The organism is Rothia sp. HMSC069C01 (assembly GCF_001814655.1).
In the GTDB taxonomy this organism is placed as follows: Bacteria; Actinomycetota; Actinomycetes; order Actinomycetales; family Micrococcaceae; genus Rothia; species Rothia dentocariosa.
Genome location: NZ_KV817387.1, coordinates 30,103 through 43,579, shown reverse-complemented (window position 1 = coordinate 43,579; position 13,477 = coordinate 30,103). Strand labels below are relative to the sequence as shown.

The 13,477-nt window shown below is 54.3% G+C and carries 13 protein-coding genes; 11 read left to right on the top strand and 2 right to left on the bottom strand.

The window, feature by feature from the left end; genetic code table 11:
• The first annotated feature begins 72 nt into the window (after positions 1-72).
• The 7 genes from pgsA (at position 73) to HMPREF2981_RS04130 (ending at position 6,024) form a co-directional block, all read left to right on the top strand.
• Entirely contained in the window at positions 73-705 is a 633-nt protein-coding gene (pgsA, locus tag HMPREF2981_RS04160; RefSeq protein ID WP_070660984.1) for a CDP-diacylglycerol--glycerol-3-phosphate 3-phosphatidyltransferase, read from the top strand.
• A gap of 72 nt (positions 706-777) precedes the next feature.
• Positions 778-1,293 (top strand): CinA family protein, encoded by a 516-nt coding sequence (locus tag HMPREF2981_RS04155; RefSeq protein WP_070660982.1) that lies wholly within the window; start codon positions 778-780, stop codon positions 1,291-1,293.
• 234 nt (positions 1,294-1,527) lie between these two features.
• The gene (locus tag HMPREF2981_RS04150) at positions 1,528-1,935 is read left to right on the top strand and encodes a helix-turn-helix domain-containing protein (RefSeq protein WP_004006266.1); all 408 of its coding nucleotides are present in this window, start codon (positions 1,528-1,530) and stop codon (positions 1,933-1,935) included.
• A 159-nt stretch (positions 1,936-2,094) separates the two neighbouring features.
• The gene (locus HMPREF2981_RS04145; protein WP_004006267.1) at positions 2,095-2,316 is read left to right on the top strand and encodes a DUF3046 domain-containing protein; all 222 of its coding nucleotides are present in this window, start codon (positions 2,095-2,097) and stop codon (positions 2,314-2,316) included.
• 322 nt (positions 2,317-2,638) lie between these two features.
• Entirely contained in the window at positions 2,639-3,751 is a 1,113-nt protein-coding gene (recA, locus tag HMPREF2981_RS04140; protein ID WP_070660980.1) for a recombinase RecA, read from the top strand.
• A gap of 141 nt (positions 3,752-3,892) precedes the next feature.
• Positions 3,893-4,978, top strand: coding sequence for a regulatory protein RecX (locus HMPREF2981_RS11040; protein ID WP_246825253.1), 1,086 nt, complete (start codon positions 3,893-3,895; stop codon positions 4,976-4,978).
• Positions 4,979-4,995: 17 nt separating this feature from the next.
• Positions 4,996-6,024 carry a DNA glycosylase AlkZ-like family protein gene (locus tag HMPREF2981_RS04130; RefSeq protein ID WP_246825252.1) on the top strand — a complete coding sequence of 343 codons (1,029 nt, stop codon included), beginning with the start codon at positions 4,996-4,998 and terminating at the stop codon, positions 6,022-6,024.
• Between the two features lies 1 nt (position 6,025).
• On the opposite strand, the gene HMPREF2981_RS04125 is transcribed toward HMPREF2981_RS04130, so the two are convergent.
• A complete protein-coding gene (locus HMPREF2981_RS04125; protein WP_246825251.1) occupies positions 6,026-7,348 on the bottom strand; it encodes a hypothetical protein in 1,323 nt (440 codons plus the stop codon).
• 40 nt (positions 7,349-7,388) lie between these two features.
• On the opposite strand from HMPREF2981_RS04125, the gene miaB reads away from it, so the two are divergent.
• From miaB to dapF, 3 genes are all read left to right on the top strand, one after another.
• On the top strand, positions 7,389-8,906 hold the full coding sequence (gene miaB, locus HMPREF2981_RS04120; protein WP_004006272.1) for a tRNA (N6-isopentenyl adenosine(37)-C2)-methylthiotransferase MiaB: 1,518 nt from the start codon (positions 7,389-7,391) through the stop codon (positions 8,904-8,906).
• 56 nt (positions 8,907-8,962) lie between these two features.
• On the top strand, positions 8,963-9,937 hold the full coding sequence (gene miaA, locus HMPREF2981_RS04115; protein WP_070660971.1) for a tRNA (adenosine(37)-N6)-dimethylallyltransferase MiaA: 975 nt from the start codon (positions 8,963-8,965) through the stop codon (positions 9,935-9,937).
• Positions 9,938-10,012: 75 nt separating this feature from the next.
• The gene (gene dapF / locus HMPREF2981_RS04110; RefSeq protein WP_004006274.1) at positions 10,013-10,951 is read left to right on the top strand and encodes a diaminopimelate epimerase; all 939 of its coding nucleotides are present in this window, start codon (positions 10,013-10,015) and stop codon (positions 10,949-10,951) included.
• Between the two features lie 90 nt (positions 10,952-11,041).
• On the opposite strand, the gene HMPREF2981_RS04105 is transcribed toward dapF, so the two are convergent.
• Positions 11,042-11,671 carry a class I SAM-dependent methyltransferase gene (locus HMPREF2981_RS04105; RefSeq protein WP_070660968.1) on the bottom strand — a complete coding sequence of 210 codons (630 nt, stop codon included), beginning with the start codon at positions 11,669-11,671 and terminating at the stop codon, positions 11,042-11,044.
• Between the two features lie 117 nt (positions 11,672-11,788).
• On the opposite strand from HMPREF2981_RS04105, the gene hflX reads away from it, so the two are divergent.
• Complete coding sequence (gene hflX / locus HMPREF2981_RS04100) at positions 11,789-13,438, top strand: GTPase HflX (RefSeq protein ID WP_070660958.1); 1,650 nt, start codon at positions 11,789-11,791, stop codon at positions 13,436-13,438.
• Positions 13,439-13,477: the final 39 nt, after the last annotated feature.

Here is a 13,477-nt window from a genome sequence, read left to right as displayed (position 1 = left end):
GGCTACGCTCTGGGAGTTCCTTGCAGCCAACAGCGAGTCGTTGGTACCAGACTGTAGAGACGAAGGGTAACAGTGAGTCAGGAATCAGCATCGGCGGTATCGCAGACCGAGCGTCATGTATCTAACTGGAATCTGCCGAATATTCTGACGGTTGTGCGTATTATTGCAGTTCCTTTTTTCGTTGTAGTGCTCCTTGCAGGCGGAACATTCGGAGCTGAAGATATAGCGCAGCGGTGGCTTGCTTTTGCCCTCTTTATCGCCGCGATGATTACAGACTGGGCGGACGGTTACCTGGCTCGAAGCCGTAACCTCATCACGAGCTTTGGGAAGATCGCTGATCCTATTGCTGATAAGCTCCTTACCGGTGCGGCGTTTATTACCCTTTCTTGGTTGGGCGAGCTGTGGTGGTGGGTGACCGCTGTAATTCTCCTTCGGGAGTGGGGAATCACCATCATGCGTTTTTTCGTTATCAAATACGGGGTTATGGCGGCAAATAAGGGCGGAAAGATCAAAACCGTTTTACAAACCGTTGCTCTCGTGGTGATGCTTTTACCCTTAGGACTCCTCGGCAAACCTTGGTTGGTTCCCGGATGGGTTCTTATGGCGGCGGTAACCGCTATTACCGTCTGGACAGGGGCGGTTTATGTGCGTGATGCCCATCAGCTGCGCCAGACATGGCTGGCGCAGCATCCCGCACAGTCATGAGGCTGGGGACGGTTCTAGATGGACTGTCCCGGTATTTTATACGCCGGATATATCTCGTTGGGAGGAGTACTTATGGATGTACTCAAAACGGTACCGCATAGCGCGAAGGAAGCCTCTCAGATGCTTCACGATGCGTTGGTCGGTACAGGTCTGACAATCGCTACGGCGGAATCTCTAACGGGAGGAGACGTCGGGGGTACTATCTGCACCGTTGCGGGAGCCTCGGAATACTACTGCGGCGGGGTTATCTCATATGCGAGCGCGGTCAAGGCATCCGTTTTAGGCGTAAACGAGGAGCTTTTAGCTAAGAATGGTTCAGTTGATCCGGAAGTTGCCCGGCAGATGGCGCAGGGAACCGCACGGATCTGTGGAGCTGACTACGGGGTTTCGACCACTGGAGTTGCAGGGCCAGAGCCGCACGATGGTAAGCCCGTTGGTACCGTATTTTTGGGTGTGCACACTCCAGAGGCAACCTATGCCGTACAGCGGCACTATGAGGGGGATCGGGTACAGATTCGCGCCTCGGCAACGGCGGATGCAATTCTCCTGCTGACCCAGGCTGTGCACGGTACTAAGGACGCATCGTAGTCTTATCTAGAGGTCAGCTGAAGTATCTTTTCACGGGATACTTTAATCAATTTTCCAGGGATTTCCCAGGTGCATGGGAATAAAACTATAGCTTGGTAAGTTTGAATATATACTAGCCAGGCTCATATAAACGGTACAGCACCCGAGGCTAGCCGAGAACTAAAAAATGAGTTAGGCTTAATAACTGTAAGAACCGAACACTGGTTGACCTACGTACGAGGAGGAACAACGCATATGACCAAGAAGCGTGTATCTATTAATGGTATTACCCGGTGGAAAGAAATTAACCCAGCTCCGCAGCAGGTAGCTCCTGTTGTGGAAGAGGCAAAGACTGTACCTCTGCGCCAGGCTATTGGCGAGGTTCTTCGTGACGTTCGTCAGCGCCAGGGTCGTACCCTACGCGAGGTTTCACAGAGCGCACGTGTTTCCCTGGGTTATCTCAGCGAAGTCGAGCGTGGGCAGAAGGAAGCTTCTTCGGAGCTTCTGGCATGGATTTGCCAGGCGCTTGATATCCCGATGTACCAGATGCTCCGTGAAGTTGCCGATCGTATGGCAATTCTAGAGGGTGTACACGTTCCGGATACCGTTCCCGCCGAGCTTGCTGAGCAGTACCGTAACGATTACATGATGGCTTCGCTCTAAGAGACCTATGTGAGCGAACCGCGCATCCGTTATGATGCGCGGTTCGCTTTTTTGTGCACTGACAACGGTAGGGGTCTACTTTCGTAGGGGACTCTGATGAAGCGTTCTCATGATTTTTTCTCGGATGTGCTCTGAAACAGGAGAGCGTAAGGAGGGACGATGAAACTCAGTGAGTTTTGGACCAATATGGACTACGAATTCGGTGCTGGGTATGCCCGAGTTTTGGCGGGAGATTTGGTGCTTGGGTCGCTTGGGAATATGACGGCTTTAGAGGCACTTGAAGCTGGGGTTGCGCCGAAGGATGTTTGGCTTGCGGTCTGTGAGACACAGGATATTCCGGAGGTTCGCCGTTTGGGACCCGACCGTGAGCCGCGCAGGTAGCCGGAATCCATGAATTGCTGCGAGATAAGCCCGGTTAGGGGCTGTTGAGATACCACATGGGGAGAACCTGAGATGGACACGGCGAGCATAAATTCGAAAAAATTTGCCGAAAATTTGTGCGATTTATAGGATTTTTGTTCGAGTCATGCTAATCTATCCACAGAGTAAAAATATCTGTACTTTCTGGGGGATTTTTCCACATTCTTCCGCCGCCGGTCTTAAAGTGTCAGGCGGACTTCGTAGAGTAGTGTGCAGAGGGTGGCGAGAAGCACCTCCCGAAGAATCATTGAGACCTTCTATTGATAGAACGAGGTAACTAACCGTGGCAAAGAACAGCAAGGCACAGGGCGTCGCTCGTGTTCCTGAAGAAGGCCGTGCCAAGGCACTCGAAGCCGTGATGGCTAAAATTGACAAGGATTATGGTAAAGGCGCGATTATGCGTCTAGGCGATAAAGAGACCGTGAAAACGGAGGTTATTTCAACCGGCGCTATCGCTTTGGATGCTGCTCTCGGTATCGGCGGACTGCCCCGCGGCCGTGTGATCGAAATTTATGGTCCTGAATCTTCCGGTAAGACCACTGTCGCTCTGCACGCTGTAGCGAATGTGCAGAAAGCGGGCGGTATCGCGGCGTTTATTGATGCTGAACATGCGCTCGATCCGGTCTATGCTGCCAAACTCGGCGTTGACACCGATGCCCTCTTGGTATCGCAGCCCGATACTGGGGAACAGGCACTCGAAATTATGGATATGCTGGTTGGTTCCGGTGCTGTAGATATCGTTGTGGTCGACTCTGTAGCGGCTCTCGTTCCCCGCGCCGAGATTGACGGCGATATGGGTGATTCTCATGTGGGCTTGCAGGCGCGTTTGATGAGCCAGGCTCTCCGTAAGATTACGGGTCGCCTGGCGTCCACCGGCACTACAGCAATCTTCATTAACCAGCTTCGTGAGAAGATCGGCGTGTTCTTTGGTTCTCCCGAAACCACGACCGGCGGTAAGGCCCTGAAGTTCTACGCCTCGGTGCGTATCGATATTCGACGTATTGAGACCTTAAAGGACGGGGCGAACCCCATTGGCAATAAAACTCGTGCCAAGATCGTGAAGAATAAGATGGCTCCTCCCTTCAAACAGGCCGAGTTCGACATTCTGTATGGTGAGGGTATCTCCGTTGAAGGCGGTATTCTTGACCTCGCGGTAGAGCATGACATCGTCAAGAAGTCTGGCGCCTGGTTTACCTATGATGGCGAACAGCTGGGGCAGGGGCGCGAGAACGTGCGTAAACTGCTCAAGGATAACCCTGAATTGACTGAGGAACTACAGTATAAGGTCCTCGTAAAACTCGGAATTATCGATCCTGAAGGCGAGGAATCTTCGGAAGAAGCTGAAGCCACACCGGTTGAAGCCGATCCTCTCGACGAGCTCGCAGAAGAATTCTAAATAAGATGGCGTGTGCCGTGCATCCACAATAGCTTAGCTTTGAGGATACGCGACACACGCTCTAGCATATCTGAGAACTCTACGCCTTTTGAGGCGTTGTACCTACAGGATTACAGCATCGAACCAGCACAGGAAGGCGGCATGGGTAACGATTGGTTGGCGGATGCCTGGGGTGATAACCCGTTGAGTGACCCTGCGATTTCTGACGCTGAAACAATTTCTGATGCTGCAGAGGACAAAGCCACAGGATTTTCTGATTGGCATCCCGCCGCACACGGATACGTGGAAGACAAACCCGACCCCGATTCTGCACCCTATCGTTCTTCCTCATCGCGCTCGTTCCCACGCACACGAGGGGGAGGGGCGGCAGCTCAACATGATGCAGAACCCCGTACACAAAACGCTTCATCAAAAACCTCAGTAGAGCGTACATCGGGCGCCCGTAAGAAGCGTCGAAACCCGGACTGGAAAAAAGGATTCCGGCGCCCCAAGAACACCGAAAAATCGCCCTTCGCCCCGGCTATTGGGGCTCATCGTGCAGAGGAAGAACATACAGAAAAAGTACGGAAGAAGAAACGGTTATCAGGTCCATTATTTCGTGAGGGGAGTGCCCTCAACGAACCTTTGAGCACAGAAGAAGAAGCTCTTATTCGAGGTATCGCTGCCGAAGAAAAGACGAATGTTCCGGGTACCAATCGCTCAGGACGTTGGAAACAGCGTGAAGAGCCAGATCCGTACACGCAAGCAAAGACTCTGATTTACAATCAACTGGCGTATTCTGCTAAATCCCGCGCGCAGCTGCATAAAAAACTTGCTGATAAAGGGTTTGAAGAAAGTCTTATAGAGCCGCTACTCGATAAGTTTGAGGCGGCTCACCTGATTGACGATGCCGAGTATGCGCGTTCCTTTGTGGAACAGCGGGGAAAACATAAGAAACTTTCCCGAACCGCTCTGCGCCGTGAACTCAAAGAGCGAGGAATTACCGGAGAAATTGCTGAAGATGCGCTCGCTGCACGCACGGACGAAGATGAGCGTCAGGACGCGGCGGAGCTCGTGCGCAAAAAACTGCGTCCTTCTATGAATTTCTCAGATCGTACCGAGAAGGAGAAAATCATGCGTCGGCTAGTAGGTATGCTGGCACGTCGAGGATATTCTTCATCCGTAGCGTTTTCGGTGGTAAAAGAAGAAATCGAGAGGTACTGCAGCGAGTGGGAAGAAGACAGCTGAGCTGTCTCACAAGAGCCGTGACCGATACGAGATCATCTATGCAGCCGTTACAAGAACTTCGTGCCAGGCGTATGATCGCCCAGCTCCTCGCCCCAAGCGCAGCGCATCGCGATATAGGGGTAGACGCTGACACTCTGCGGCAAGAGACGAACGCTGCGGTATATGCCTTAGACCATCTCTACGCTGTTCAGGGGCAAAACTATAACGCCGGTGTGCGCGCCATTGCACTACGAGCTGGGTGCAGTACTGACACAGTTCTTGAAGGCATTCACGACTACAGCATTGTGCGTTCGTGGCCCATGCGCGGGACACTCCACTTTTTGACTCTCAATAGTGCAGATTCGCTGTATGCTGCTGTCGCCGGCCGAGGCGCGAAGCCTCAGCCCGCCTATATGCGTCAATGTAACTTTACGCTCAAAGACTTCGAACGGTGGCGTGAGCACCTTCATGACGCTTTACAAACCAGGGGACATCTTGAGCCGCTCACCCGCACTGATCTCTACACCATTCTGTGCGAATACGGCTATAGCGGGCCAAGATCGCGGCGCAGCCACCTCATTCGACTCTACGGCGGTGAGGGCACGGTTCTCCAGGGGCCGCTTCGGGAAAAAGAAGAAAGCTTCGTGCACCGTGACTCCATACCTGTGCCCCGCACAAAATACGAGCGAAAACAGGCACTGGCTGAACTGGGTACACGTTATATATGCGGTCACGGGCCGGTGACCGCGGAGGATCTGCGCTGGTGGGCTGGGATTACAATAACCGATGCCCGGTATGCATTTGAACATGCTCGCCGTACCCAGACTATTGTGCTGGGTGGACAAGAATATGCGGTAGGTTCCTGGCAAGAAGGCGTTACCCGTTCGGAGCTCAGAGATGCGCTCAACCGCGAGCTTAGTCTCCCGGCCTTTGACGAGTATCTGCTGGGGTACGCCGATAAGAGTTTCGCATTGCGTGAGGAACTGCGTCCGCAGATTCTCACCTGGAACGGAATTAGTTGGGATTTTACGCTTGCCGTCGGTGAGGCAACTGGACGTGCCGTCTAATCTATTTTTCGAGGTTCATGCCGTAATCGCCAAGGCGCTGGATGAGATCGTAAAGCGCGGGGTCTTGAGTGTTCCCAAGAGTAAGCAGGATGCGCATCAGTTCAACACCCTGGCGGCAAATGCGGGGAAGAACCCGCGCCCGAGCTCCGTCAGCGTAAAGTTCCAAAAGCGTACACACCGTAATAGCTGCGCACACCGCGATGTCTTCTGCAAGCCTGGCATCTAAAGGTATTTCACCGAAGAGGACCGTATAAAATTTAGGAAGCTCCTGTTCCCTATCTACCCGGTAAAGCGGGTACTGGGGCGACGAGGGAAACCCGAGCATCGCCTCCACAAAAGGGAATCCGCGATGGTGAATACAGGTTCCCTCCGTATCAAAGGCGCGGGTGCCCATACCGCGAGAAGGTGCCGTATCGGCCGGGGAGTACAGCACGTTATGCGGCGAAAAATCTCCCGACGAGAGCATATAGACCTGCCCGCGGCTACGTTTAAACTGCTCGGGTACTGGCGGGCGTTTGAGGAAAAATGGCTGAGTAATGCGATGGAACCGGAAGATTAGTTCTTGGAGATCGTTTGTAGGTTCTTCGGCATCTTCGCTCCGTTCTGCTGGGAGATCGGGATATAGGCGTTGAAGCCCCTTCTCGGCAAGTTTCGGGGAGGGCATTGCCCCCGGGAACTGTGCCCTGCGGTCCGCCTTCGCGAGCGACGCGCGATATTGATCGACGGTGTCGTCAAAAATTCCTTGTCGGGCGAATTCACCCCATACTGCCGCGTAAGCCGCAAAAGCGCGTGCCGTATTGTTCTGGTTGAAAAGCTGCGTGGAGGTATCAGCTATGAGGGAGTTTGCAACGGGTACCGACCCTTCAAAAGCCACGTCTTCGAGTGCTAAGCAGCGTAGATCATCATCAACACCGTAGAGGGCAGGGTAGATATCTGGAACCATTTCATCGAGGGCAACCGCACCGTATTTTTCCCGAAGGTATCCAAAACCGCCTGCGTTAGTCGCCGAGTCTCCGCGGCGATAACGTTTTAAGATGACAGATTCGGGCTGCCAGGGCGTATGCGGGTTAGATCCATAGCGTACTCGCAGCACTACCGAGCGCATTCCGGTTGAGAGAATCGTCAGCGAGAAGGGAATCCGATCTCCGATAGCCGGTAGGGTTGCCGCCCACGAAAGCATCTTGAGAACACTGACCCGGAACGCCTCAGAATCGGCGGGGGAGTGCGTGGGCGCGGGATGGTATTCCGCGATGGCACGCTCAAGAATAGTCGCGAGGGGATCATCAGGATACTGGCCGGAAGAATTACTAAGGGATACCTGCATAGAGCCATTATCCACCATCCGCTACCCTAATGGCGTGAGCATGACCCTAAATGATTTTTCTGCTGAATCCGCAACGTCCGCTGAAACTCCCCGAACCTATGAAGTTCGCACCTTTGGCTGTCAAATGAACGTTCACGATTCTGAACGTATGTCTGGTTTGCTAGAAGCGAACGGGTATGTACGCGCCGCCGAGGGAGAAGAACCCGACCTCGTGGTGTTTAACACATGCGCGGTGCGCGAGAACGCATCAAATCGTCTCTATGGGCATTTGGGACAGTTGGCCTCCGTGAAGCGGCGCCACGAAGGCATGCAAATTGCTGTAGGCGGATGCTTGGCCCAAAAAGACCAGAACACTATTATCGAAAAAGCCCCTTGGGTAGATGTCGTGTTCGGTACCCACAATATTGGCTCGCTCCCCACACTCCTTGAACGCGCCCGCCACAATCACGAAGCGCAGGCGGAACTGCTCGAATCGCTTGAGGTGTTCCCCTCGACTCTGCCCACTAAACGCGATCATGTGTACTCGGGCTGGGTGTCAATCTCCGTAGGATGCAACAACACTTGTACCTTCTGCATTGTGCCGTCACTGCGCGGTAAAGAGAAAGACCGCCGACCTGGCGATATCCTCGCTGAAGTTCAGGCGCTCGTCGATGACGGTGCGATCGAAGTAACTCTGCTTGGGCAGAACGTGAACTCCTATGGCGTGGAATTTGGGGACCGTCAGGCATTCTCCAAACTATTGCGCGCCTGCGGTGATATTGAGGGACTGGAACGAGTACGGTTCACATCACCGCATCCGGCTATGTTCACCGACGATGTGATAGAAGCGATGGCAGAAACCCCGAACGTCATGCCTGTTCTGCATATGCCGCTTCAATCGGGATCGGATAAGGTGCTCAAAGACATGCGCCGCTCATACCGATCCAAGAAATTCTTGGGTATTTTAGAGAAGGTGCGCGAGCGCATTCCGCACGCTGTCATTACCACCGATATTATTGTGGGATTCCCTGGTGAGAGCGAAGAAGACTTCCAGGATACGCTACGCGTGGTGGAGCAGGCCCGATTCTCGTCAGCGTTTACCTTCCAGTACTCAATTCGTCCCGGCACCCCGGCGGCGACTATGGAAAACCAGATTCCAAAAGATATTGTGCAAGAGCGCTACGAACGCTTAGTGGCTCTGCAGGACCGTATCGCGGGTGAAGAGAACCGTAAACAGTTGGGTAAAACCGTTGAGCTGATGGTTGTCGCCGAGTCTGGGCGTAAAGCGCAGCAGACGCATCGTCTGGCGGGCCGCGGACCGGATCAGCGCCTCGTGCATTTCTCAGTACCTGCTGGGTGCGAAGAGCCTCGCCCTGGCGACATGGTAACCGTTCCTATCACTGAGGCAGGGTCATTCCATCTGATTTCAGATCCCACCGCTGAGCAGTATCAGCTTCGCCGCACCCGAGCCGGGGATGCCTGGGACCGTTCACAGGCTGAATCCTGCGGTGCCGGAACTACTCAGGCTTCGGGCGGTCCTGTGGGACTTGGCATGCCCACTCTTGGACCTAAATCCTAGATACCGTAGGGTGTGCGCGCGGCCTCATATTATCTGTAGACCCGTACAATAGACCCATGACGTACCCCTTAGAGCCTCCTATTATCGCTATTGTCGGTGCCACTGGTACCGGTAAGAGTGCGCTCGCAACTGCTCTTGCCCGGCATCTTGGCGGTGAATGCGTAAACGCGGATTCCATGCAGTTCTATCGCGGTATGAATATCGGAACTGCCAAGATTACCGCTGAGGAAATGCAGGGGGTTCCTCACCATCTGCTCGATATTTTGGATATCACGCAGGAGGCTTCGGTAGCGGAATTTCAGCATCAAGCTCGGCAGCTCTTTGCGGATATTAGAGCGCGCGGTAAGCACCCTATTCTGGTGGGCGGATCCGGTCTCTATGTTCGGGCGGCTCTCGATAAACTCGAATTTCCCGGTATGGATTCGGCGGTTCGGACTCGGTTGGAGCAGGAAGCCGCCCAGCAGGGGATCGGTGTTTTGCGTACACGCCTGGCTCAGGTCGATCCTGACTCTGCGGCGCGTGTTCACGACGAGCGGCGCGTTATCCGTGCCCTCGAAGTTTTTGAGGTGACGGGGCGTCCCTTTTCTGCCTTCATGCCAGTACGCGAATATGTCTCACCCGCCATACAGATTGGGCTGGATATGAATCGTAAGCGTCTGCACGAACGCCTGTACCGGCGGGTGGTGAACATGGCAGAATTAGGGCTTTTAGACGAAGTACGAACGCTGGAACAGCATGGTCTACGCGAGGGAAAGACTGCCTCACGTGCCATCGGGTACGCCCAGTTTTTGAAGGTTTTGGATGTGCAGTCCACCGACCCCGATTCCGCGTTGAGTGCGACGTATACTCTGCACGATGCGATCGAAGACACCGCGACGGCAACCCGACAATTTGCGCGCCGTCAGATAACCTGGTTTCGCGGGGACGACCGCGTACACTGGTTTGACGCCGAATCGAAGAACCTGCTCAGCCAAGCGCTTGAGGTCGTGCACCAGGCGAGCCAAGGCTGTAAAGGACCGAAACCCGCTTAAGCAGCGCATCCTCTGCGGTAAACCGGTAGAATTTACAGAGATTTAGTCACGAAGAACGAAGGGTAGAGAACGAGCATGACCGATGGCGTATCCACGTGGGGAGAACTAGCCGGGCGTACTCTGACAAAGGGGCATGGAACGGGTAATGACTTTATATTTCTGACCGACCCAGCCTCTGAGATCCCGCTCGATGCTGACCTCATCGCGCGTGTCTGCGATCGTCATTTTGGAATCGGTGCCGACGGCTTTATCCGTGCAGCGTATACCGAAAATTTCAGGACCGGGCAGAATCTGCTGGAAGAGCATCCAGACGCTATCTGGTTTATGGATTACCGTAATGGCGACGGCTCGATCGCTGAAATGTGCGGGAATGGCGTGCGTGCATTCGTCGATTACTTGCGTACTGAAGGGATGATTGACCTTGAGGTGGGTGAGACCGTCAAGATTGCTACGCGAGGCGGCGTCAAAATCGTGGCGCGCACTGAAGAAGGATATGCCATTGATATGGGTCCGTGGAGTTTTATCCATGGAGACACAGCACGCGAAAGTGGTGAAGATTCGCATGTTTCGGCGCGTGGACTGATGACTCCCCGAGCCGGTCTGTCGATTTCGATGGGTAACCCCCACACCGTGGTGATGCTGGGTCAGGAAGGCAAATTGGACGGACTCGATCTGAACAGCCAGCCACAGGTAAATCCAGCCCCGGAAAAAGGGACTAACGTTGAGTTTGTGGTTCCGGTTGATCTAGAAACGTCTGACGAGAATAAAAACGTTGGAGCCATCAGGATGCGCGTATACGAACGCGGCGTAGGTGAGACTCTATCCTGCGGGACTGGCGCATGCGCGGCTGCGGCGGCAACCCGTTTTTGGGGTGGCGAAGAGGCGCCCGATGAATGGCTGGTTCATGTTCCCGGCGGCACGCTCGCAGTAACCTTCGTTCTAGGCCCCGACGACCTCGAACACGTCGTTCTAGCAGGGCCAGCTCAGACGGTTGCCAAGATTGAGCTCCACTAACCCAGGATTTTTGAGAACTTATGCCTGTCAATCTTCTTCTGAGGCGAAGAAGCTGGCGGGCATTATCGCGTGAGCATCCACCTGAAGCCTTTAAGAACCTTTGGGAGAACGTACAACCTCCAAGATACGGAAACCCTTCGACATGGCATATCGAGATACCGAAAACTCGGGTCCAAAACGTTCGGTGAGCTGCGCATCCAGCCATTTTTGCAGGGAATCAGAACCCAAATTCTTTTGAACGACCAGATAAGCCGCGCCGCCGGGGGCTAGCCGCGGAAGCCACGTGAGCAGAATATTGTGCAAAACCTCTTTACCCACGCGAATCGGAGGATTGGACCAGATAGTATCGAAACGTAACGTGGGATCTATCTCATCGGGGGTGCTCACCGAGACGTTATGCAACCCCAAAGCGCGGGCATTCTGTTCCGTGAGCGAAAGCGACCGGGAATTGACGTCAATCCCATAAACCTCAGATTGCGGAGCAAGCATAGCTAAAGATAACGCGATGGGTCCCCAGCCGCATCCAATATCGAGCATATATTTTCCGTGCGGCTCAGGTACCTGCGCGAAAAGAACCGTAGTTCCCTTGTCTATTCCCGAAGGACTAAAAATACCGTTCGCGGTCGTCACGGAAACCTGACGACCCGCCAACTCAACCTGAACCGTTCGAGGTTTGAACTCGGCTTCGGGAGACGAGGAAAAATAATGCTGTTCGCTCATGAATCCAGTGTACCTGGATGTGCCCCGCATCATCGCTGCTACGCTGATGCGCCCACAGCGAGAGATACCCGAAAACCGCGACAACTGTGGCATGCGACCGCTAAAATAGAGGAACATATGAAATTAACAAATACCTCTTTTTCCAGCGAAAAGTTGCCCAGTGATGAGCAGCTACGCCGAACCGTAGAACGAGTCCTGGGTCGTGCAGACGCAGCGGCACAGACCACTATCTACCCCGAAAGCACCGGTAGCACCGCACAACGCCGCGTGCTCGATACCCGTGCCCGAGAAATTTCCGATAATCAGCGGGAACACTCAGAATTTGACGGCGAGCAGGAAGACCTCGCCGAACGCCGCGCATTACGCCGAGTCGCCGGGCTATCTACCGAGCTCGACGATGTGACCGAAGTCGAATACCGTCAGCTGCGCCTAGAACGCGTGGTTCTCGCCGGGCTATGGACCGAAGGGACCGTCGAAGATGCCGAGAACTCCCTGCGAGAACTCGCCGCACTCGCCGAAACCGCAGGATCTGAAGTGCTGGACGGGCTAGTTCAGCGCCGCCTCAAACCAGACCCCGGAACTTTTCTTGGCTCCGGAAAAGCCCTCGAACTCAAAGACATTGTTGAGGCAACCGGTGCTGATACCGTGATCGTCGACTCTGAATTAGCACCCTCACAACGACGAGCCCTCGAAGACATCGTCAAAGTCAAAGTGATCGATCGTACCGCCCTGATTCTAGACATCTTCGCTCAACACGCGAAGTCTCGTGAAGGCAAAGCACAGGTCGAACTTGCCCAACTCGAATACATGCTCCCGCGTCTGCGCGGCTGGGGCGCATCCCTGTCACGCCAGGCAGGCGGGCGTGCAGCATCCGGTGAAGGCATTGGTTCACGCGGACCTGGTGAAACCAAAATCGAGATGGATCGCCGCCGTCTGCGTGCCCGTATGGCAAAGCTCAAGCGAGAAATAGCCGCTATGGCGCCCGCACGTGAAACAAAACGCCTAAGCCGTAAACGCAACAGGGTACCCTCGGTCGCTATCGCGGGGTATACGAACGCAGGTAAGTCGTCGTTGCTGAATCGTCTGACCGATGCCGGTGTTCTGGTGGAGAACGCACTCTTCGCAACCCTGGATCCGACCGTACGCAAAGCACAGACTCCGGACGGCATCGGCTATACACTTTCGGACACTGTAGGATTCGTGCGCTCGCTACCCACCCAGCTCGTGGAAGCATTCCGTTCCACGCTCGAAGAGGTAGCCGATGCAGACGTGATTCTGCATGTGGTAGACGCATCTCACCCAGACCCTGAGGGGCAGATTCGCGCCGTGCGGGAGGTTATCGCAGATTTAGATGCTCGTCGTATACCCGAGATTATTGTGCTCAATAAAGCGGATGCGGCTGATCCCTTTATCCTCGAACGCATGCGACAGCGCGAACCGAACCACGTCATCGTCTCGGCGCGCACAGGGGAGGGCATTGACGAACTCAAGCAGAAGATCGCGGATACAATTCCGCGCCCATCGCTTGAAGTTAAGTTACTGATCCCCTACAACCACGGTGAAGTTATTTCCCGTCTTCATGCCTGGGACGCTGAGATTAAAAGTACTGCGTTTGTCTCAGATGGAACCTTTGTCACCGCTTTGGTGCGTGAGGATGTCGCCGCAGAACTCTCCGACTATGTGATCGACGGCGAGCTCCTTGAAGTGCTTGAATTGGAGCTTCAAGACTCTGCCTCTGAGCCAGAAGCCGTCTGTGAACTCGCGTAATGAGAGCGTGAGTGCCCGTGACCGATAATATTACTGCGC

Bases quoted from the DNA above. Each gene is read 5' to 3' on its own strand.
- HMPREF2981_RS04155 (WP_070660982.1), top strand. From the start codon at position 778: ATGGATGTACTCAAAACGGTACCGCATAGCGCGAAGGAAGCCTCTCAG.
- HMPREF2981_RS04150 (WP_004006266.1), top strand. From the start codon at position 1,528: ATGACCAAGAAGCGTGTATCTATTAATGGTATTACCCGGTGGAAAGAA.
- HMPREF2981_RS04145 (WP_004006267.1), top strand. From the start codon at position 2,095: ATGAAACTCAGTGAGTTTTGGACCAATATGGACTACGAATTCGGTGCT.
- HMPREF2981_RS11040 (WP_246825253.1), top strand. From the start codon at position 3,893: ATGGGTAACGATTGGTTGGCGGATGCCTGGGGTGATAACCCGTTGAGT.
- HMPREF2981_RS04125 (WP_246825251.1), bottom strand. From the start codon at position 7,348: ATGCAGGTATCCCTTAGTAATTCTTCCGGCCAGTATCCTGATGATCCC.
- miaB (WP_004006272.1), top strand. From the start codon at position 7,389: ATGACCCTAAATGATTTTTCTGCTGAATCCGCAACGTCCGCTGAAACT.
- miaA (WP_070660971.1), top strand. From the start codon at position 8,963: ATGACGTACCCCTTAGAGCCTCCTATTATCGCTATTGTCGGTGCCACT.
- dapF (WP_004006274.1), top strand. From the start codon at position 10,013: ATGACCGATGGCGTATCCACGTGGGGAGAACTAGCCGGGCGTACTCTG.
- HMPREF2981_RS04105 (WP_070660968.1), bottom strand. From the start codon at position 11,671: ATGAGCGAACAGCATTATTTTTCCTCGTCTCCCGAAGCCGAGTTCAAA.
- hflX (WP_070660958.1), top strand. From the start codon at position 11,789: ATGAAATTAACAAATACCTCTTTTTCCAGCGAAAAGTTGCCCAGTGAT.